16 protein-coding genes are annotated in these 17,634 nt (G+C 70.2%); 14 read left to right on the top strand and 2 right to left on the bottom strand.

The features are described from left to right. Positions 1-24: 24 nt before the first annotated feature. Positions 25-2,694 (bottom strand): [protein-PII] uridylyltransferase, encoded by a 2,670-nt coding sequence (gene glnD / locus G6N75_RS08945; protein WP_165348012.1) that lies wholly within the window; start codon positions 2,692-2,694, stop codon positions 25-27. A gap of 8 nt (positions 2,695-2,702) precedes the next feature. Continuing rightward, positions 2,703-3,473 (bottom strand): type I methionyl aminopeptidase, encoded by a 771-nt coding sequence (gene map / locus G6N75_RS08940; protein ID WP_165348011.1) that lies wholly within the window; start codon positions 3,471-3,473, stop codon positions 2,703-2,705. 255 nt (positions 3,474-3,728) lie between these two features. Between map and rpsB the strand changes: the two genes are divergently transcribed. The 14 genes from rpsB (at position 3,729) to lpxB (ending at position 17,610) form a co-directional block, all read left to right on the top strand. Continuing rightward, positions 3,729-4,631: a 30S ribosomal protein S2 gene (gene rpsB, locus G6N75_RS08935; protein ID WP_165348010.1), complete on the top strand. Its 903-nt coding sequence runs from the start codon at positions 3,729-3,731 to the stop codon at positions 4,629-4,631. Positions 4,632-4,634: 3 nt separating this feature from the next. Continuing rightward, positions 4,635-5,510: a translation elongation factor Ts gene (gene tsf, locus G6N75_RS08930; protein ID WP_165348009.1), complete on the top strand. Its 876-nt coding sequence runs from the start codon at positions 4,635-4,637 to the stop codon at positions 5,508-5,510. 136 nt (positions 5,511-5,646) lie between these two features. After that, a complete protein-coding gene (gene pyrH, locus G6N75_RS08925; RefSeq protein ID WP_165348008.1) occupies positions 5,647-6,387 on the top strand; it encodes a UMP kinase in 741 nt (246 codons plus the stop codon). A 13-nt stretch (positions 6,388-6,400) separates the two neighbouring features. Then, the gene (gene frr, locus G6N75_RS08920; RefSeq protein ID WP_165348007.1) at positions 6,401-6,958 is read left to right on the top strand and encodes a ribosome recycling factor; all 558 of its coding nucleotides are present in this window, start codon (positions 6,401-6,403) and stop codon (positions 6,956-6,958) included. A 19-nt stretch (positions 6,959-6,977) separates the two neighbouring features. Continuing rightward, the gene (gene uppS / locus G6N75_RS08915; protein WP_346765511.1) at positions 6,978-7,724 is read left to right on the top strand and encodes a polyprenyl diphosphate synthase; all 747 of its coding nucleotides are present in this window, start codon (positions 6,978-6,980) and stop codon (positions 7,722-7,724) included. Then, on the top strand, positions 7,718-8,521 hold the full coding sequence (locus G6N75_RS08910) for a phosphatidate cytidylyltransferase (RefSeq protein ID WP_165348006.1): 804 nt from the start codon (positions 7,718-7,720) through the stop codon (positions 8,519-8,521). The genes uppS and G6N75_RS08910 overlap by 7 nt, the downstream gene beginning before the upstream one ends. A 10-nt stretch (positions 8,522-8,531) precedes the next feature. Next, positions 8,532-9,713, top strand: a complete 1,182-nt coding sequence (gene ispC, locus G6N75_RS08905; RefSeq protein ID WP_165348005.1) for a 1-deoxy-D-xylulose-5-phosphate reductoisomerase — start codon at positions 8,532-8,534, stop codon at positions 9,711-9,713. A 54-nt stretch (positions 9,714-9,767) separates the two neighbouring features. After that, the gene (gene rseP, locus G6N75_RS08900; RefSeq protein ID WP_165348004.1) at positions 9,768-11,135 is read left to right on the top strand and encodes an RIP metalloprotease RseP; all 1,368 of its coding nucleotides are present in this window, start codon (positions 9,768-9,770) and stop codon (positions 11,133-11,135) included. Between the two features lie 8 nt (positions 11,136-11,143). Further along, positions 11,144-13,528 carry an outer membrane protein assembly factor BamA gene (gene bamA / locus G6N75_RS08895; RefSeq protein ID WP_165348003.1) on the top strand — a complete coding sequence of 795 codons (2,385 nt, stop codon included), beginning with the start codon at positions 11,144-11,146 and terminating at the stop codon, positions 13,526-13,528. A gap of 40 nt (positions 13,529-13,568) precedes the next feature. Further along, on the top strand, positions 13,569-14,102 hold the full coding sequence (locus G6N75_RS08890; protein ID WP_165348002.1) for an OmpH family outer membrane protein: 534 nt from the start codon (positions 13,569-13,571) through the stop codon (positions 14,100-14,102). 14 nt (positions 14,103-14,116) lie between these two features. After that, a complete protein-coding gene (gene lpxD / locus G6N75_RS08885; RefSeq protein ID WP_165348001.1) occupies positions 14,117-15,145 on the top strand; it encodes a UDP-3-O-(3-hydroxymyristoyl)glucosamine N-acyltransferase in 1,029 nt (342 codons plus the stop codon). Then, entirely contained in the window at positions 15,138-15,596 is a 459-nt protein-coding gene (gene fabZ, locus G6N75_RS08880) for a 3-hydroxyacyl-ACP dehydratase FabZ (RefSeq protein WP_165348000.1), read from the top strand. The genes lpxD and fabZ overlap by 8 nt, the downstream gene beginning before the upstream one ends. Continuing rightward, positions 15,593-16,363 carry an acyl-ACP--UDP-N-acetylglucosamine O-acyltransferase gene (gene lpxA, locus G6N75_RS08875; RefSeq protein ID WP_165347999.1) on the top strand — a complete coding sequence of 257 codons (771 nt, stop codon included), beginning with the start codon at positions 15,593-15,595 and terminating at the stop codon, positions 16,361-16,363. Before fabZ ends, lpxA begins: the two co-directional genes overlap by 4 nt. A gap of 8 nt (positions 16,364-16,371) precedes the next feature. After that, positions 16,372-17,610 carry a lipid-A-disaccharide synthase gene (gene lpxB / locus G6N75_RS08870; protein WP_165347998.1) on the top strand — a complete coding sequence of 413 codons (1,239 nt, stop codon included), beginning with the start codon at positions 16,372-16,374 and terminating at the stop codon, positions 17,608-17,610. Positions 17,611-17,634 lie beyond the last annotated feature (24 nt).

The following is a 17,634-nucleotide window of genomic DNA, read 5'->3' as shown; positions in this document are numbered from 1 at the left end:
AGGTCGCGCGGGCCGTCGGGGTGCTCAGGCGACTGCCTCGGGCTGGTCCAGCCGCGCCTTGAGCCGTTGTTCGAGTGCGGCGCAGGCGGCGGCGTCCAGCGTTTCGCCGCCGAGCTCGGTGATGTAGAACACGTCCTCGGCGCGTTCGCCGACGGTCATGATCTTGGCGGCGCGCAGCGACAGGCCGCATTCCACGAAGGCCTTGCCGACCTCGCACAGCAGGCCGGGGCGGTCGGCCGCGATCAGCTCGACCACGGTGCGGCCGTTCGCCTCGTCGCGCGAGAAGGCGATGCGCGTGGGCGTGGTGAACAGCCGGACCTGGCGCGGGGGCTGGCGCAGCACCGTCGGCATGCGGTCGGCGTGCTCCAGGGTGGCCTTGCGCACCGCCGTCTCGATCTGCACCAGCCGCTCGTGGTCGTCGATGGGCGAGCCGTCGCTCTCCAGCACCACGTAGGTATGCACGTTGCGCCCGTCGCCCACGGGCACCACGCGCGCGTCCAGGATATTCAGGCCGAGCTCGTCCAGCGCGCCGGTAGCCCGGGCGAAGCTGTGCTGGCCGCTCTGGGTGCACACCATGATGGCGGTGCCGCCGCGGCCGGTCTGCTGCTCCACTGAGACCGCGGCCTGTTCGCCGCGGTCCTCGAGGGTGGCCAGCACGCGGATGTGCCAGGCGATCTCCTCGGGCGTATGGCGCAGGAAATACTCCTGGGCGAAGCCGCCCCAGACCTCGCGGGCCCGCGCGGCCCGGATCCCGCGGGCGGCGAGCAGCGCCAGCGCCGCGTCCTGGGTCTCGGCCACCAGCTGTTCGGAATCGATGGGCGACTCCAGCCCGGCGCGCAGCGCCCGCTTCACGCTGAGGTAGAACTCCTCGAACAGCGAGGCCTTCCAGGCGTTCCACAGCTTCGGGCTGGTGCCCCGGACGTCGGCCACGGTCAGCACGTAGAGATAATCGAGGCGGGTCTCGTCGCCCACGGTGCGGGCGAAACTGGCCACCACGGCCGGGTCGTGGATGTCTTTCTTCTGCGCGGTGATGGAGAAGGTCAGGTGGTGGCGCACCAGCCACGCCACCAGGCGCGCGTCATAGGGCGAGAGGCCGTGTTCCAGGCAGAAGGCCTCGGCGTCGACCGCGCCGAGCTCGGAGTGGTCGCCGCCGCGGCCCTTGGCGATGTCGTGGAACAGCCCCGCCAGGTAGGCCAGCTCGGGCTTCGGCAGCGCCTGCATGATCCGGCTGCACATCGGCATCTCGTGGTCGAAGCGCGCCAGCGCGAAGCGCCGCAGGTTGGAGACCACGAACAGGGTGTGGGCGTCCACGGTATAGGCGTGGAAGAGGTCGAACTGCATGCGGCCGGTGACGCGGCCGAAGGCCGGGATGTAGCGGCCGAGCACGCCGTAGCGGTTCATGCGCCGGAGCTCGTGGGTCACGCCCTCCGGCGCCTTGATGATGTCCATGAACAGCCGGTGGTGGCGCGGGTTCTGGCGGAACTCCTCGTCGATCAGCGGCAGGGCGCGGCGCAGCAGCCGGATGGTGCGCGCGCTCACGCCCTTCAAGCCCGGCTCCTGCTGCAGCAGCAGGAAGATCTCCAGCAGCGCCGACGGCGTTCGCTCGAAGACTTCCTCGTCGGTGACCTCCAGGAACTCGTTGCGCACCTGGAAGCGGGCGTTCAGCGGGCGGGGCGGGGCGGCGGGGTCGAGCAGGATCGCTTCCTCGAACAGCTGCAGCAGCATCTCGTTGAGGCGCGCCAGTTCCTGCACCGTGCGGTAGTACTTCTGCATGAACTGCTCGACCGCCAGCGTGTAGCTGGCGTCCTCATAGCCGAACAGCTTCGCCAGCTTGACCTGGTGGTCGAACAGCAGGCGGTCCTCGCGCCGGCCGGTGACGGTGTGCAGCGCCCAGCGGATCTTCCACAGGAAGTTCTGGCCGGCCAGCAGGCGCCGGTATTCGTAGTCGGTGAGAAAACCCTGCTGGGCCAGCTGGTGCAGGCTGCCGACGCCGAATTGCCGCTTGGCGATCCAGCACACCACCTGGATGTCCCGCAGGCCTCCGGGGGTGCCCTTGATGTTCGGCTCGAGGTTGTGGGCCGTGTCGTGGTAGCGATGATGGCGGGCGGTCTGCTCGTCGCGCTTGGCGGTGAAGAATTCGGCGGCGGGCCAGACCCGCTCGGGGGCCGTGGCCGCCTGCATGGCCTCGAACAGGCCGGGCGCGCCGTCCAGCAGCCGCGATTCCATCAGGGTGGTCACGACCGTGACGTCGGCGGCGGCCTCCCGTTCGCAGTCGGCCAGCGTGCGCACGCTGTGGCCGACCTCCATGCCGATGTCCCACAGGAACGTCAAAAAGCCCGACACGCGCTCCCGCCAGGCGCTGTCGTCGCCGGCCGGCACCACCACCATGATGTCGATGTCGGAGCAGGGATGGAGCTCGCCGCGGCCGTAGCCGCCGACCGCCACCAGCGCCAGCTCGCCGTGGGCGTCGCCGAGGTGCATGCGCCAGGCGCGGACCAGGGCGATGTCGATCAGGCGGGCGCGGTCGCGCACCAGCGCCTCGACCGGCTCCTCGGCCTCGAAGCGGGCGCGGAGCTGCCGGTCGCCGGCCTCCAGCACCTGCCGGAACTGGCGGACGGCGGCCGGGCCGGGCGCGGCATCGACCTCCGGCAGTTGCGGGTCCTGGGCGGCGGCAGGCCGGGTGGCGGTATCCATGGCGCTCCTCAGATCCGGCCGGACGCGCCGAGCGTCAGTACTTCGAAACCGTCTTCCGTGACCAGGATGGTGTGCTCCCACTGGGCCGAGAGCGAATGGTCCTTGGTGACCACGGTCCAGCCGTCGGGCAGCAGCCGCACGTGGCGCTTGCCGGCGTTGACCATCGGCTCGATGGTGAAGGTCATGCCCGGCAGGAGCTCGAGCCCGGTGCCCGGCTTGCCGTAGTGCAGCACCTGGGGGTCCTCGTGGAACTCGCGGCCGATGCCGTGGCCGCAGTATTCGCGCACCACCGAGCAGTGCTGCGCTTCGACGTAAGCCTGGATGGCATGGCCGATGTCGCCGAGGCGCACGCCCGGTCGGACCATCTCGATGCCGCGGCGCATGGCCTCGTGCGAGACCTCGCTGACCCGGCGGCCCCCGACGGTGGGTTCGCCGACGAAGAACATGCGGCTGGTGTCGCCGTGCCAGCCGTCCTTGATGACGGTGATGTCGATGTTGACGATGTCGCCTTTCTTCAGCACCCGCTCGCCCGGGATGCCGTGGCACACCACGTGGTTGACCGAGGTGCAGATCGACTTCGGAAACCCGCGGTAATTCAGCGGCGCCGGGACGGCGCCCTGCCGGCCGGTGATGTACTCGTGGCAGATCCGGTCCAGCTCGTCCGTGGACACGCCCGGGCGCACGTGCGCGCCGATCATGTCGAGCACCTCGGCGGCCAGGCGGCCGGCGTGGCGCATGCCCTCGCGCTCGGCCTCGGTCGTCTTGATGGTCACGGGCATGGCGGTTGCGGCCTCCGAGCCGCCGGTTCAGTCTTGGCCAAAAGGGGGAGAAGTGCGCGGCCGTTCAACCACTTAGGCACTGGCGCGGGCCTCTCCGGGTGATTGTCCGCAGGCGGCGCCTATGGTATAAAGCGCGCGCCTTAAGCGCAATTAATCCCACACACGCACCGTCACGCCCGGCTGGGTGCCTTCTTTCCCGAGTGGACAGGGGTTGCCGGGTGGGGTGCGTGGAGGCTCAACCCGTAGGAGTACAACATGGCTTCAATCTCCATGCGCCAGATGCTGGAGGCCGGCGTTCATTTCGGCCACCAGACCCGCTTCTGGAACCCGAAGATGTCACCCTACATCTTCGGCGAACGTAACAAGATCCACATCATCAATCTCGAGAAGACCCTGCCGCTGTATATCAAGGCGCAGGACTTCGTCCGCAAGCTCGCCACCGACGGCGGCAACGTGCTGTTCGTCGGCACCAAGCGCAGCGCGCGCGAAGCGATCCAGCGCGAGGCCGACCGCGCCGGCATGCCCTACGTCAGCTACCGCTGGCTGGGCGGCATGCTCACCAACTACAAGACCGTGAAGCAGTCCATCAAGCGCCTGTTCGAGCTCGAGGCGATGGCCGAGGACGGCACCTTCGAGAGCCTCTCGAAGAAGGAAGTGCTGGGCCTGAACCGGGAGATGGAGAAGCTGGAGCGCAGCCTGGGCGGCATCAAGAACATGGGCTCCCTGCCGGACGCGCTGTTCATCATCGACATCGAGCACGAGCGCATCGCGGTGGCCGAGGCCAACAAGCTGGGTATCCCGATCGTGGCGGTGGTCGACACCAACTGCTCGCCCGAGGGCATCGACTACGTGATCCCGGGCAACGACGACGCCATGCGCGCCATCCAGCTCTACACCGCCGGCATCGCCGACGCGGTGCTGGAAGGCCGGGCGCAGGTGCCGGAAGTCCCCGAGGGCACCGACGAGTTCGTCGAGGTCAACGAGGCCGAACCGGCGGCGAAGAAGCCGGTGCGCAAGCCGCACGCGCCGCGCAAGGCCGATGCGGAACCGCCGCCGGCCCAGGCAGCCGCCGAGGCGCAGGCGGCCGAGCCGCCGGCCCCCGAGACTGCGGCCCCCGAGAAGCCGGCCAAGCCCGAGGCCCCGGCGGCGGAGGAGTAAGCCATGACGATTTCCGCATCCCAGGTGAAGGAACTCCGCGAGCGCACCGGCGCCGGCATGATGGAGTGCAAGAAGGCGCTGGTGGAGACCGGCGGCGACATCGAGGCGGCCGTCGAGCACATGCGCAAGCAGGGCCTGGCCAAGGCCGACAAGAAGGCCGGCCGCATCGCGGCGGAAGGCCTGGTGGTGGTCACCGCCGCGCCGGACCAGAAGGCGGCCGCGGTCGTCGAGATCAACTGCGAGACCGATTTCGTCGCCGGCGGCGACGATTTCCGCGATTTCTCGCAGCGGGTCGGCGAGCTGGTGCTGGCCGAGCGCCCGACGGACCTCGACGCGCTGCTGGCGACCGGCATGGACGGCGCCACCGTCGAAGAGACGCGCCGCGGCCTGGTGGCCAAGATCGGCGAGAACATCGGCGTGCGCCGGTTCGCGCTGCTGGAGTCCACCGGCCTGGTCGGCAGCTACGTGCACGGGACCCGGATCGGCGTGCTGGTCGCGCTGGAGGGCGGCGACGACGCCCTGGCGCGCGATCTCGCCATGCATATCGCCGCCTCGCGGCCGCAGTACGTCGACGAGAGCCAGGTCCCGGCGGACTATCTCGACAAGGAGCGCGAAATCCTCGTCGAGCAGGCCAAGGGCGAGGGCAAGCCGGCCGAGATCGTGGCCAGGATGGTCGAGGGGCGCCTGCGCAAGCAGCTCGCCGAGATCACCCTGGTGGGCCAGCCTTTCGTCAAGGACCCGGACACCACCGTGGGCAAGCTGCTCAAGGCGCACGGCGCCGCGGTCCAGGCCTTCGTGCGCTTCGAGGTGGGCGAGGGCATCGAAAAGAAGGCCGACAACTTCGTCGAGGAAGTGATGGCCCAGGTGCGCGGTGGCTGAGGCCCGTCGCAACGCAGCATCCGGTCGTGCGCGCAGCCGCCGCGCGGCCCGGAGATGAGGTAAACTCGAGGGCCCCGCGAACAGCGGGGTTCTTTTTTGCGGCCGTAGTGCCAGGGCAATGCTCTCAGGGGGCGAGATGAGCCGGAAAGTTCCGAAAAGAATCCTCCTCAAGCTCAGCGGCGAGGCGCTCCTCGGCGGCGTCGATTACGGGATCGATCCCGAGGTCATCAACCGCATCGCCGGCGAGTTGCGCGACGTGCGCGAGCTGGGCGTCCAGGTCGCGGTGGTCATCGGCGGCGGCAACATCTTCCGCGGCGCCGGCCTCGCCGAAGCCGGCATGGACCGCGTCACCGGCGACAACATGGGCATGCTGGCCACGGTCATCAACTCGCTCGCCCTGCAGGACGCGCTGGAGAAGCTCGGCGTCCACGCCCGGGTCATGTCGGCGATCCGGATCAACGACGTGTGCGAGGACTACATCCGCCGCCGCGCCATTCGCCACCTGGAGAAGAGCCGGGTGGTGATCCTCGCTGCGGGCACCGGCAACCCCTTCTTCACCACCGATTCCGCCGCCAGCCTGCGGGCGATCGAGATCAGCGCGGACCTGCTGCTGAAGGCGACCAAGGTCAACGGCGTGTATTCGGCCGACCCGAAAAAGCATCCGGACGCCGAACGCTACGCCACCCTGACCTTCGACCAGGTGCTGGACCAGCGGCTCGGGGTGATGGACGCCACCGCGGTGGTGATGTGCCGCGACCACGACCTGCCCTTGCGGGTGTTCAACGTCCACAACAAGGGCGACCTGCTGCGCATCGTCAACGGCGAGGACGTGGGTACCCTGGTGACCCGGGCCGCCGAGCCCGGCGCCGAAGCCTGAGAGGAGCCCGAGCATGCTGCAGGACATCATGAAGGACGCCAACGAGCGCATGGACAAGAGCGTGGAGTCGCTGCGCGGGGAGCTGAAGAAGCTCCGCACCGGGCGCGCCCACACCAGCCTGCTGGACCACATCACGGTCGAGTACTACGGCAGCGAGGTGCCGCTGAGCCAGGTCGCCAATGTCGGGGTCGAGGATTCCCGCACCCTGACCATCACGCCGTGGGAACGCCAGATGGTGTCGGTGGTCGAGAAGGCCATCATGACCTCCGACCTCGGCCTGAATCCGAACACGGCCGGCACCGTGATCCGGGTGCCGCTGCCGCCGCTGACCGAGGAACGGCGCCGCGACATGACCAAGGTCGTGCGCCACGAGGGCGAGAACGCCAAGGTCGCGATCCGTAACATCCGCCGCGATGCCCTGCATCACGTGAAGGAACTGCTGAAAGAAAAAGAGATCACCGAGGACGACGACCGCCGCGCCCACGACGAGGTGCAGGTGCTGACCGACAAGCACATCGCGCTGGTCGACCAGGTGGTCGCGGAGAAGGAACAGGAACTGCTCGAGGTCTGAGGCCCCGGCAGTCCTTGCGGTGAACCCTCCAGCCACGCCCGCCCACGTCGCCATCATCATGGATGGCAACGGCCGCTGGGCCCGCCAGCGCATGATGCCGCGCCAGGCCGGCCACCGGGCCGGCGTGCGTGCGGCCCGCGCCATCGTCGAGACCTGCGCCCGGCGCGGCATCCGTCACCTCACCCTGTTCGCGTTCTCGAGCGAGAACTGGCGCCGCCCGCAGGGCGAGGTCGGCGCGCTGATGCGGCTGTTCCTCGAGGCGCTGGAGCGCGAGGTGGACGAGCTGCACGCCAACGGCGTCCAGCTGCGTTTCATCGGCGAGCGCCGCGAGCTGTCGGCGGAGCTGCAGGCCCGCATGCGGTCGGCCGAGGAGCGGACCCGGGCCAACGAGCGGCTGGTGCTGGTCATCGCCCTGGCCTACGGCGGGCGCTGGGACATCGGCCAGGCCGCGCGGCAGCTGGCCGCCGAGGCAGCCGCCGGCACGCTTGACCCCGCGGCCATCGACGACGCGACGGTGGCGGGGCGGCTGGCGCTGGCCGGGCTGCCGGAGCCCGACCTGCTGATCCGCACCGGCGGCGAGCACCGCCTCAGCAACTTCCTGCTCTGGCAGCTGGCCTACGCCGAGCTGTGGTTCACCGACTGCCTGTGGCCGGATTTCGGGGAAGCCGAGCTGGACCGGGCGCTGGCCCGCTATGCCGCCGTGGAACGGCGCTTCGGGCAGACGTCCGAGCAGCTGCAGCCGGCCGCCGGGGAGGAGTCATGCTGAAGGAACGCCTGGTCACTGCCCTGCTGCTGGTCGCCGCGCTGCTGACCGTCCTGTTCTTCGCCTCCAAGGACGTCGGCGTGGTGCTGTTCGGGCTGCTGCTGCTGCTGGCGGCCTGGGAATGGTCGGGCCTGGCCGAGGTGCGGGCCGCCAGCGCGCGCGCCGCCTACACCTTCGCCATGGCGGCGGTGATCGGCTGGCTGGCCTGGTGGATGCCGACCGGGCACCTGCCGGAAGGCCTGCTGTGGCTCCACCTGGCGCTGTGGGCCGTGATCGGCCTGCTGCTGACCCGGTATCCCTTGCGGCTGCCGCGCGCGGTCGTGCTGGCCGGCGGGCTGCTGCTGCTGCCGCTGGCCTGGCTGGCCTTTGCCTTCCTGCTCAAGACCCGCGTCTTCGGCCCGGAATGGGTGCTGTACCTGTTCCTCGTGGTGGCCGCCGCGGACGTCGGGGCGTATTTCGCGGGGCGGTCGCTGGGGCGGGTCAAGCTGGCGCCGCAGATCAGCCCGAAGAAGACCTGGGAGGGCCTGATCGGCGGCCTGTGCCTGGTGGCCCTGGTGGCCACCGGGGGCGCGTACTGGTTCGACGTGCCGGCGTTCCCGCTGGTGGTGCTCTCGCTCGCCGTGGGCGGCATCTCGGTGATCGGCGACCTCGGCATCAGCATGCTCAAGCGCACGGCGGGACTGAAGGACACCAGCCACGTCCTGCCCGGCCACGGCGGCGTGCTCGACCGGATCGACAGCCTGCTCGCCGCCATCCCCGTGTTCGTGCTGGGCGTGCGCTGGCTGGCGCCGGCGTGGTGAGGCCCGCAGCGTGAAGGGACTGGCGATCCTCGGCGCCACGGGCAGCATCGGCCTCAGCACGCTCGACGTGGTGGCGCGCAATCCCGGCCGCTTCGCGGTCCGGGCGCTCACGGCCGGCCGCAACTGGCAGCGGCTGCTCGAGCAGTGCCGGCAGTTCCGCCCGGCCGTGGCCGTGCTGCTGGACCCGGCGGCGGCGGCGCAGCTCGAGGCGGCGGTCCGGGCCGAGGGCCTGGCGGTGGAAGTGCAGGCCGGGGCCGAGGCGCTGGCCGCGGCCGGCGCGCGACCGGACGTGGACTACGTCATGGCGGCGATCGTCGGTGCTGCCGGCCTGCTGCCGACCCTGGCGGCGGCGCGGGCGGGCAAGCGGATCCTGCTGGCCAACAAGGAGGCGGTGGTCATGGCGGGCAACCTGCTGCTGGAAGCGCTCGCCGCTTCCGGCGGCGAGCTGCTCCCGATCGACAGCGAGCACAACGCGCTGTTCCAGTGCCTGCCGCCGGGACGGGACCGCGACTCCGACGGCGCCGGCGTCACGCGGCTGCTGCTGACGGCCTCGGGCGGCCCCTTCCTCGACACGCCGCTGGCAGCCCTGGAGGAGGTCACCCCGGCCCAGGCCTGCGCCCATCCCAACTGGGAGATGGGCCGGAAGATCTCGGTCGACTCCGCCACCATGATGAACAAGGGGCTCGAGATCATCGAGGCCTGCCGCCTGTTCGGCGTCCCGGTGGCGCGCGTGGGCGTCGTCGTGCACCCGGAGAGCATCATCCACTCGCTGGTCGAGTACCGCGACGGGTCCATGCTGGCGCAGCTCGGCAATCCGGACATGCGCACGCCGATCGCGCACGCCCTGGCCTGGCCCGAGCGGATGCCGTCCGGCGTCGAGCCCCTGGACCTGGCCGCCCGCGGCAGCCTGAACTTCCGCCCGGCGGACCCGGCCCGTTTCCCCTGCCTGGCGCTGGCGATGCAGGCGGCGGCCGGCGATGCCGGCGCACCGGTGGTGCTGAACGCGGCCAACGAGGTCGCGGTGGCGGCGTTCCTGGCCGGGCGGGTCCGGTTCACCGCCATCGCCGCGATCATCGACGCGGTTCTGGCACAATATACGGATTCCGCGCCGGCCGACCTCGAGTCGATCCTGGCGCTCGACGCGCACAGCCGGGACGCGGCCGAGGAGAAAATCCGGACTTTGGCGCTCTAATACTTGCCGGCGGCCCGGCGGCCGCCGGGACGGCTCGAACTTGCGGGATACGAATTGAACGAATTGCTGACGTCAGTGCTGGCTTTCGTGGTCGCCATCAGCGTGCTGGTGGCGGTGCACGAGTACGGCCATTTCTGGGTCGCCCGCCGCCTCGGCATCAAGGTACTGCGGTTCTCGGTCGGCTTCGGCAGCCCCCTGTGGCGGCGCACCGGTCGCGACGGGACCGAGTACTGGATTTCGGCGATCCCGCTGGGCGGCTACGTCAAGATGCTGGACGAGCGCGAGGGCAACGTGCCCCCCGAGGACCTGCCGCGCTGCTTCAACCGCCAGTCGCCCCAGCGGCGCATCGCAGTGCTGTTCGCCGGGCCGGCGTTCAATTTCATCTTCGCGATCGCGGCCTACTGGGTCATATTCGTGGCCGGCGTGCCGGCGATCAAGCCGATGGTCGGCGAGATCGCCGCAGCTTCGCCGGCGGCCGAGGCAGGGCTGCAGGCGGGCGACCAGATCGTCGCGATCGACGGCGCGCCCACCCGGACCATGATGGAAGCCCAGCTGGAGCTGCTCAGCGCCATGGTGCCGGCCGGGCGCGCGCGCCTGCTGGTGGAGGATGCGGCGGGCGCCCGCCGCGAGCTGGCCTTGCGCTACGACGGCGACATCCAAGCGCTCACCGAGCCGAACGCCATGTTCCCCGAGCTGGGCATCTCGTTCTGGCGTCCCTCGGTCCCGGCCGTGGTCGGCGAGCTGCTGCCGGAAGGCACGGCGGCGGCGGCCGGGCTGCAGCCCGGCGACCGGGTGCTGAGCGCGGCGGGCGAGCCGATCGCGGAGTGGCAGGACTGGGTCGAGTTCGTGCGGGCGCGGCCGGGCGAGACCGTGGGCCTGCTCATCGAGCGCGACGGCAATCCGATGCGGCTCGAGCTGTTGATCGGCGCCGCCGACGAGGAGGGCGTCCGCGTCGGACGGATCGGGGCCGGGCCGCAGATCCTGGCGGAACTGTGGGACCCGATCCGGACCGAGCAGCGTTACGGACCCGTGGCGGCGGTAGGGCGCGCCGTGGGCGAGACCTGGCGGATCTCGGAGCTGACCGTGACGATGATGGCGCGCATGATCATGGGCCAGGTCTCGGTGAAGAACCTCAGCGGGCCGATCAACATCGCCCAGACGGCCGGCTTCACGGCGGCGGCGGGCTTCGCGGCTTTCGTCACCTTCCTTGCGATCGTCAGCATCAGCCTCGGCATCATCAACCTGCTGCCCATCCCGATGCTCGACGGCGGCCAGATCGTCTACCAGGTGGTCGAGCTCGCCAAGGGCAGCCCGGTCTCCGAGCGCGCCCAGATCATCGGCCAGCAGGTGGGCATCTTCCTGCTGCTGCTGCTGATGAGTTTCGCTTTCTATAACGATATCGTGCGCATCACCGCGGGCTGAGGACGAGCGTGAAGCATCGGTTGCGAGTTTTGGCGGCGCTGCTCGCCGTGTTCCTGGGGCTGGGCGCTGCGGCCGTGCCGGCGCAGGAGGGCGAGGCCTTCGTGGTGCGCGACATGCGGGTGGAGGGCTTGCAGCGCATTGCCGAGGGCACGGTCTACAATTACCTGCCGGTAAGCATCGGCGACACCCTGGACGAGGGGCGGGTCGCGGAGGCCATCCGCGCCGTCTACGGCACCGGCCTGTTCGCGGACGTGGAGTTCCGGCGCGACGGCTCGACCCTGGTGATTGCGGTGCGCGAGCGGCCGTCGATCCGGCGCCTGACCATCACCGGCAACAAGGACATCAAGACCGAGGACCTCGAGGAGTCGCTGCGCGGCGTCGGCCTGTCCCGCGGCCAGACCTTCGACCGGCCGGTGCTCGAGGAAGTCGAGCGCTTCATGACCGACCAGTACTACAGCCGCGGCAAGTACGGCGTGATCATCGACACGCGCGTCGACGAGAACGAGGCCGAGAACACGGTCGACATCACTATCACGATCCAGGAGGGCGAGCGGGCCCGGATCCGGCAGGTCGCCATCGTCGGCAACGAGGTCTTCAGCGACGAGGAGATCCTCGACGAGTTCCAGCTGCGCACGCCGAACTGGCTGTCCTGGTACCGGCAGGACGACCGCTACGCGCGCGAATCGCTGGTCGGCGACCTGGAGACGCTGCAGTCCTTCTACATGGACCGCGGCTATGCCAACTTCGACATCGAATCGACCCAGGTGCAGATTTCGCCGGACCGGCAGGACATCTTCATCGCCATCAACGTCAGCGAGGGCGAGCCCCACCGGATCGCCGACATCCGGCTGGCCGGCCAGATGCCGGTGCCGGAGGAACAGCTGCGCGCCCTGGTGCTGAGCAAGCCCGGCGACACCTTCTCCCGGCGCCAGCTGACCCAGACCGCCGAACTGATCACCTTCCGGCTCGGCGAGGAAGGCTTCGCCTTCGCCCGCGTCGATCCCGTGCCGACCATCACGCCCGGCACCAACGAGGTCTCGGTGACCTTCTACATCGAGCCCGGCAAGCGCGCCTACGTGCGCCGTATCAATTTCGCCGGCACCACCAGCACCAACGACGAGGTGCTCCGCCGCGAGATGCGCCAGCTCGAAGGCGCCTATCTTTCCAACCGGGCGCTGGACCGCTCCGAGGAGCGCGTGCGCCGGCTGCCCTTCATCGAGGACGTGCAGCGCGAGACCTTTCCGGTGATCGGTACCGACGACCTGGTGGACGTGGAGTTCGCCGTCAAGGAAGGGCTGCCGGGCAGTTTCGGCGGCGGCGTCGGCTACTCGGGCCTCCAGGGCGTGATTTTCAACGCCAACTTCGTCCACACCAATTTCCTCGGCACGGGGAACCGCATCGAGGCGGACGTCAATACCGGCCGGTTCTCGACCGTGTACAGCTTCCTCCACACCAACCCCTACGTGACGCCGAACGGCGTGTCGCGGACGGTATCGGCGTCTTACCGGGATATCACGCAGTTCGTCTCGGGCGCCTCGGAGTTCGGCACCAAGACCGCCTCGCTCGGCATCGAGTACGGCTACCCGATCTCGGAGTACACGCGCCTGCGGGCCGGCGTGCAGCTGTACGATTCGCGCCTCCTGACCAACGCCAGCAGCCCCTTCCAGTCGATCCGCTGGGTGCGGCTGAACGGCGATTCCAGGGTCCGGGAGGTGACCGGCGGCGAACTCTTCGAAACCCAGTTCCAGTCCTACGAGCTCCTGCTCGGCTGGACCTACGACAGCCGCAACCGGGTGTTCTTTGCCGACCGCGGCTCCCGTCACCGCATCCAGCTCAACTACACGGTGCCCGGCAGCAGCGTGGAGTACTACAGCGCCTCGCTCGACCTGCTCCAGTACCTGCCCTTCATCGGCCCGACGTTTATCGAATGGAGCGGCGAGATCGCGTACACCGATGCGCTCGGCGACACCACCGAGGTGCCGCCGTTCAAGCGCTACTTCGGCGGCGGGCCGGGCTCGGTGCGCGGTTACCGCGAGGGCTGGCTCGGACCCCTGGACACCAACGAAAATCCTTACGGCGGCAACTTCGAGCTGAGTTCCCAGCTGGAGCTGATCATTCCGTTGCGGGGCGAGATCGCCAGGACCACGCGTTTCAGTTTGTTCTTCGACGCCGGTAATATATTCTCCACCGACACGACGCCGTTCTTCGACCGGGATACGGGAGAGCCCCTCAACAACGACTTCTCCTTCTCCGAGTTGAGATACTCGACCGGCATTTCCTTCCAGTGGCTGGCGCCGCTGGGACTGTTCAGATTCAGCTACGCCTTCCCGCTCAATGACGAGCCGGGCGACCGGACGGAAGGCTTCCAGTTCACCGTGGGCTCGGCGTTCTGAGCACCGAGCCGCCGGACCCGATGATTGAGGACCCACAGGCATGAAGGCATCGCATCGCACTCTCGTTCGCAACCTGGCCGCCACGCTGCTGGTGGTGCTGCTCGCGGCGCCGACGACGGCGCTGGCGGAGACGCGCATCGGCGTGGTCAAGCTCAACCGCCTGTTCGAAGAGGCGCCCCAGGCGCTGGCACTGCAGCGCTCGCTGACCGAGGAGTTCGCGCCCCGGGAGCGGGAGCTGCGCAGCAAGCAGGAAGAGCTGGTCGCCCTGCAGGAACGGCTGCAGCAGTCCGACGGCTTCATGTCCGAGGATGAGCGCCGGCGCGTGGAGCAGCAGTTCCGCGACGGCCAGCGCGACTTCCAGCGGACCCAGAACGAGTTCATGGAGGACCTCAACCTGCGCCGGAACGAGCGACTCGGCGAGCTGCAACGCCTGTTCATCGCCGAGATCCAGGGCTACGCCAGCTCCCAGGGCTATGACCTGGTGCTGGTGGAAGGCTTCATTCACGCCAGCGACGCGCTCGACATCACGCAGCAGGTCCTCCAGGTCCTGCAGCGACGCCACCAGGGCGGTTGAGCACGGGCGGGCGCATGAGCCGCAGCCTGGGCGAGCTCGCCGTCCGGCACGGGCTGGAGCTGCGCGGCGACCCCGACCGGCAGGTCCAGCGGGTCGGCACGCTGCCCGAGGCCGGCGCCGACGCCGTCTCCTTCCTGGCCAACCCGCGCTACCGCAGGTACCTGGCCACCACCCGCGCCGGCGCCGTCGTGCTGGCGCCGGAGTTCGCGGCGGAGTGCGCCGCGCCGGTGCTGGTCGCCGCCAATCCCTACGCCGCTTACGCGCGGATCGCGGCCGACCTGCATCCGCCGCCGGCCTTCGCGCCGGGGATCGACCCGGGCGCGCACGTGGCGCCGGGAGCCGAAGTCGCGCCGGACGCCGGCGTCGCCCCCGGCGCGGTCGTCGAGGCCGGGGCCCGGATCGGCGCGGGGACCTGGATCGGCCCCAACTGCGTGGTCGGGCGCGACGTGGTGGTCGGGCCGGGCTGCCGGCTGGTGGCCGGCGTGACGCTGTGCCACGGCGTGCGGCTCGGCGCCCGCGTGCTGCTGCACCCCGGCGTGGTGATCGGCGGCGACGGCTTCGGCATCGCGCGCGAGCCGGAGGGCTGGTTCAAGGTGCCCCAGGTCGGCAGCGTGGTGATCGGGGACGACGTGGAGGTCGGCGCCAATACCACCATCGACCGCGGCGCCATCGAGGACACCGTGATCGAGGAGGGGGTCAAGCTGGACAACCAGATCCAGGTCGGCCACAACGTGCGCATCGGCGCCCACACGGCGGTGGCGGGCTGCGCCGCGATCGCCGGCAGCGCGACCATCGGCCGCAACTGCATGATCGCCGGCAAGGTCGGCATTGGCGGGCACCTGGAGATCGCCGACGGGGTCGTAGTCACCGGCATGACCATGGTGAGTCATTCGATCCGCGAGCCCGGCGTATACTCGGGCGGATTGCCGCTGGACGAGGCGGCCCGCTGGCGCCGCAACGCCGCCCGCTTCCGCCGGCTCGACGAACTGGCGAAGCGCGTGGCCCGCCTGGAACGTGGCGAGGGAGAGCCCGAGAATGACTGAGAACAGCGCGCTGGACCTCCAGCGCATCATGACCTACCTGCCGCACCGGTACCCGTTCCTGCTCATCGACCGGGTGCTGGAGCACACGCCGGGCAAGGACCTGGTGGCGATCAAGAACGTCACCGTCAACGAGCCGTTTTTCCCGGGGCATTTCCCGGTGCGCCCGGTGATGCCGGGCGTGCTCATCGTCGAGGCCATGGCCCAGGCGGCGGGCGTGCTGGCCTTCCGCACGGCCGGGGTCGAGCCCGACGACAACTTCGCCTTCTATTTCGTGGGCATCGACAAGACCCGCTTCCGCGCCCCGGTGGTCCCGGGCGACCAATTGGTCCTCCGGGCCACGTACGAGCGGCGCATCAGGACCATCTGGCGCTTCAGCACCGAGGCGCTGGTGGACGGCCGGCGGGTGGCCTCGGCCGAGATCATGATCGCGCCGGAGGGGAGCAAGTCGTGATTCACCCGACGGCCATCATCGACTCCGGCGCCCGCGTCCACGAGGACGCGGAGATCGGCGCCTACAGCATCATCGGCGATGACGTGGAGATCGGCGCCGGCACCGTGATCGGGCCGCACGTGGTGGTGCGCGGGCCGACGGTGATCGGGCGCAACAACCGAATCTTCCAGTTCGCCTCCATCGGCGATGCGCCGCAGGACAAGAAGTACGCCGGCGAGCCCACCCGGCTGGTGATCGGCGACGGCAACACCATCCGCGAGTGCGTCACCATCAACCGCGGCACGGCGCAGGACCGGGGCGAGACCACGATCGGCAACGACAACTGGATCATGGCCTATGCCCACATCGCCCACGACTGCGTGCTGGGCGACCACATCATCCTGGCGAACAACGTGGCGCTCGCCGGGCATTGCCACGTCGCCGACTGGGTGATCTTCGCCGGCTTTTCCGGCCTGCACCAGTTCTGCCGCGCCGGCGCCCACGCCTTCCTCGGCAAGTACGCCGGGGTGAGCCAGGACGTGCCGGCCTACGTGATGGTCGGCGGCACGCCGCCGGGCCCGCGCGGCATCAACAGCGAGGGCCTGAAGCGGCGCGGCTTCACCGCCGGGCAGATCGCCAACATCAAGCAGGGCTACAAGCTGCTGTATCGCAGCGGCCTCAAACTGGCCGACGCCCTGGCCCAGCTCGAGGAGCTGGCCCGGGAACAGCCCGAGCTGGAGCTCTTCGTCGCCTCCATCCGCGACTCCAGCCGCAGTATCGTTCGCTAAGGGCCGCGATGCCCGGCCCCGTCGACCCCAAGCCCCCACTGCCCCCCGGCGGCCTGCGCGTCGGCCTGGTGGCGGGCGAGCCGTCGGGCGACCTGCTGGGCGCGGGGCTGGCCCGCGCCATCCGGGCCCGCTACCCGGACGCCGCGCTGGCGGGGATCGCCGGCCCGGCGATGCAGGCCGAGGGCGTCGTGAGCTGGGCGCCGATGGAGCAGCTGTCGGTGATGGGGCTGGCCGAGGTGCTCCGGCACCTGCCCGGGCTGCTGGCGCTGCGGCGCGGGCTGGTGGCGTCCTTCGAGGCATTCCGGCCGCACGTGGTGGTCGGGGTCGATGCGCCGGACTTCAACCTCGGGCTGGAGCGCCGGCTGCGCCGGGCCGGGATGCGCACCATGCACTACGTCAGCCCTTCGATCTGGGCCTGGCGCCCGCAGCGTGTCCATACGGTCGCGGCGGCCGCGGACGAGGTGCTTTGCCTGCTGCCCTTCGAGCCGCCGCTGTACCACGCCCACGGTGTCGCCGCGCGCTTCGTCGGGCACCCCATGGCGGACGCCATCCCGCTGGTCACCGACCCCGCCGCCGCGCGGGCGGCGCTGGGTTTGGAATGGGGACTGTCCCCGGGACAGTCCCCAGGACCGGCCCTGGTGGCGCTGCTGCCGGGCAGCCGGCGCGGCGAAGTGGAGCGGCTGGGCGAGGTGCTCGCCGGAGCCGCTGCACAGCTCGCGGCCCAGCGGCCGGGGACCCGCTTCGTGGCCGCCATGGCGACACCGCAGCTGCGGGCCCTGTTCGAGTCACAGCTGGCCCGGCACGCGCCGGGACTGGACGTGCACCTGGTGGACGGCCATTCGCGCGAGGTGATGACGGCCGCCGACCTGGTGCTGCTCGCCTCCGGCACCGCCACCCTGGAGGCGGCGCTGCTGCGCCGGCCCATGGTCATGGCCTACCGGCTCGCCCCGCTCACCGTGCGGATCGTCCGGACCTTCAAGCTGATGCAGACACAGCTCTACTCGCTGCCCAACCTGCTGGCGGGCGAGGCCATCGTGCCGGAGTTGATCCAGGAGGAGGCGACGCCCGCCAGGATCGCGGCCGCAGCGGCGGCCCTGCTGGCCGATCCCGTCCATTGCGAGCGGCTCCGCCAGCGCTTCGGCGAGCTGCATGAGCTGTTGCGCCGGGACGCCGACCGACAGGCCGCCGAAGCGGTGCTTGCCATGGCGGGGCGCGCGCCGGCCGCGCCGGCGGAGGCGGCCGCATGAGCTCCCTGTTCCTGGCGGCGGCCC

It is taken from the genome of Thioalkalivibrio sp. XN8, assembly GCF_011058255.1.
In the GTDB taxonomy this organism is placed as follows: domain Bacteria; phylum Pseudomonadota; class Gammaproteobacteria; order Steroidobacterales; family XN24; genus XN24.
The sequence above is the reverse complement of the archived record's forward strand: the minus strand, read 5'-3'. Positions and strand labels throughout refer to the sequence as shown.

Excerpts from the sequence above, each read along its gene's own strand:
- G6N75_RS08910 (WP_165348006.1), top strand. The coding sequence starts at position 7,718 with ATGCTGAAGGAACGCCTGGTCACTGCCCTGCTGCTGGTCGCCGCGCTG.
- tsf (WP_165348009.1), top strand. The coding sequence starts at position 4,635 with ATGACGATTTCCGCATCCCAGGTGAAGGAACTCCGCGAGCGCACCGGC.
- G6N75_RS08890 (WP_165348002.1), top strand. The coding sequence starts at position 13,569 with ATGAAGGCATCGCATCGCACTCTCGTTCGCAACCTGGCCGCCACGCTG.
- glnD (WP_165348012.1), bottom strand. The coding sequence starts at position 2,694 with ATGGATACCGCCACCCGGCCTGCCGCCGCCCAGGACCCGCAACTGCCG.
- pyrH (WP_165348008.1), top strand. The coding sequence starts at position 5,647 with ATGAGCCGGAAAGTTCCGAAAAGAATCCTCCTCAAGCTCAGCGGCGAG.
- map (WP_165348011.1), bottom strand. The coding sequence starts at position 3,473 with ATGCCCGTGACCATCAAGACGACCGAGGCCGAGCGCGAGGGCATGCGC.
- lpxD (WP_165348001.1), top strand. The coding sequence starts at position 14,117 with ATGAGCCGCAGCCTGGGCGAGCTCGCCGTCCGGCACGGGCTGGAGCTG.
- rpsB (WP_165348010.1), top strand. The coding sequence starts at position 3,729 with ATGGCTTCAATCTCCATGCGCCAGATGCTGGAGGCCGGCGTTCATTTC.
- frr (WP_165348007.1), top strand. The coding sequence starts at position 6,401 with ATGCTGCAGGACATCATGAAGGACGCCAACGAGCGCATGGACAAGAGC.
- fabZ (WP_165348000.1), top strand. The coding sequence starts at position 15,138 with ATGACTGAGAACAGCGCGCTGGACCTCCAGCGCATCATGACCTACCTG.
- lpxB (WP_165347998.1), top strand. The coding sequence starts at position 16,372 with ATGCCCGGCCCCGTCGACCCCAAGCCCCCACTGCCCCCCGGCGGCCTG.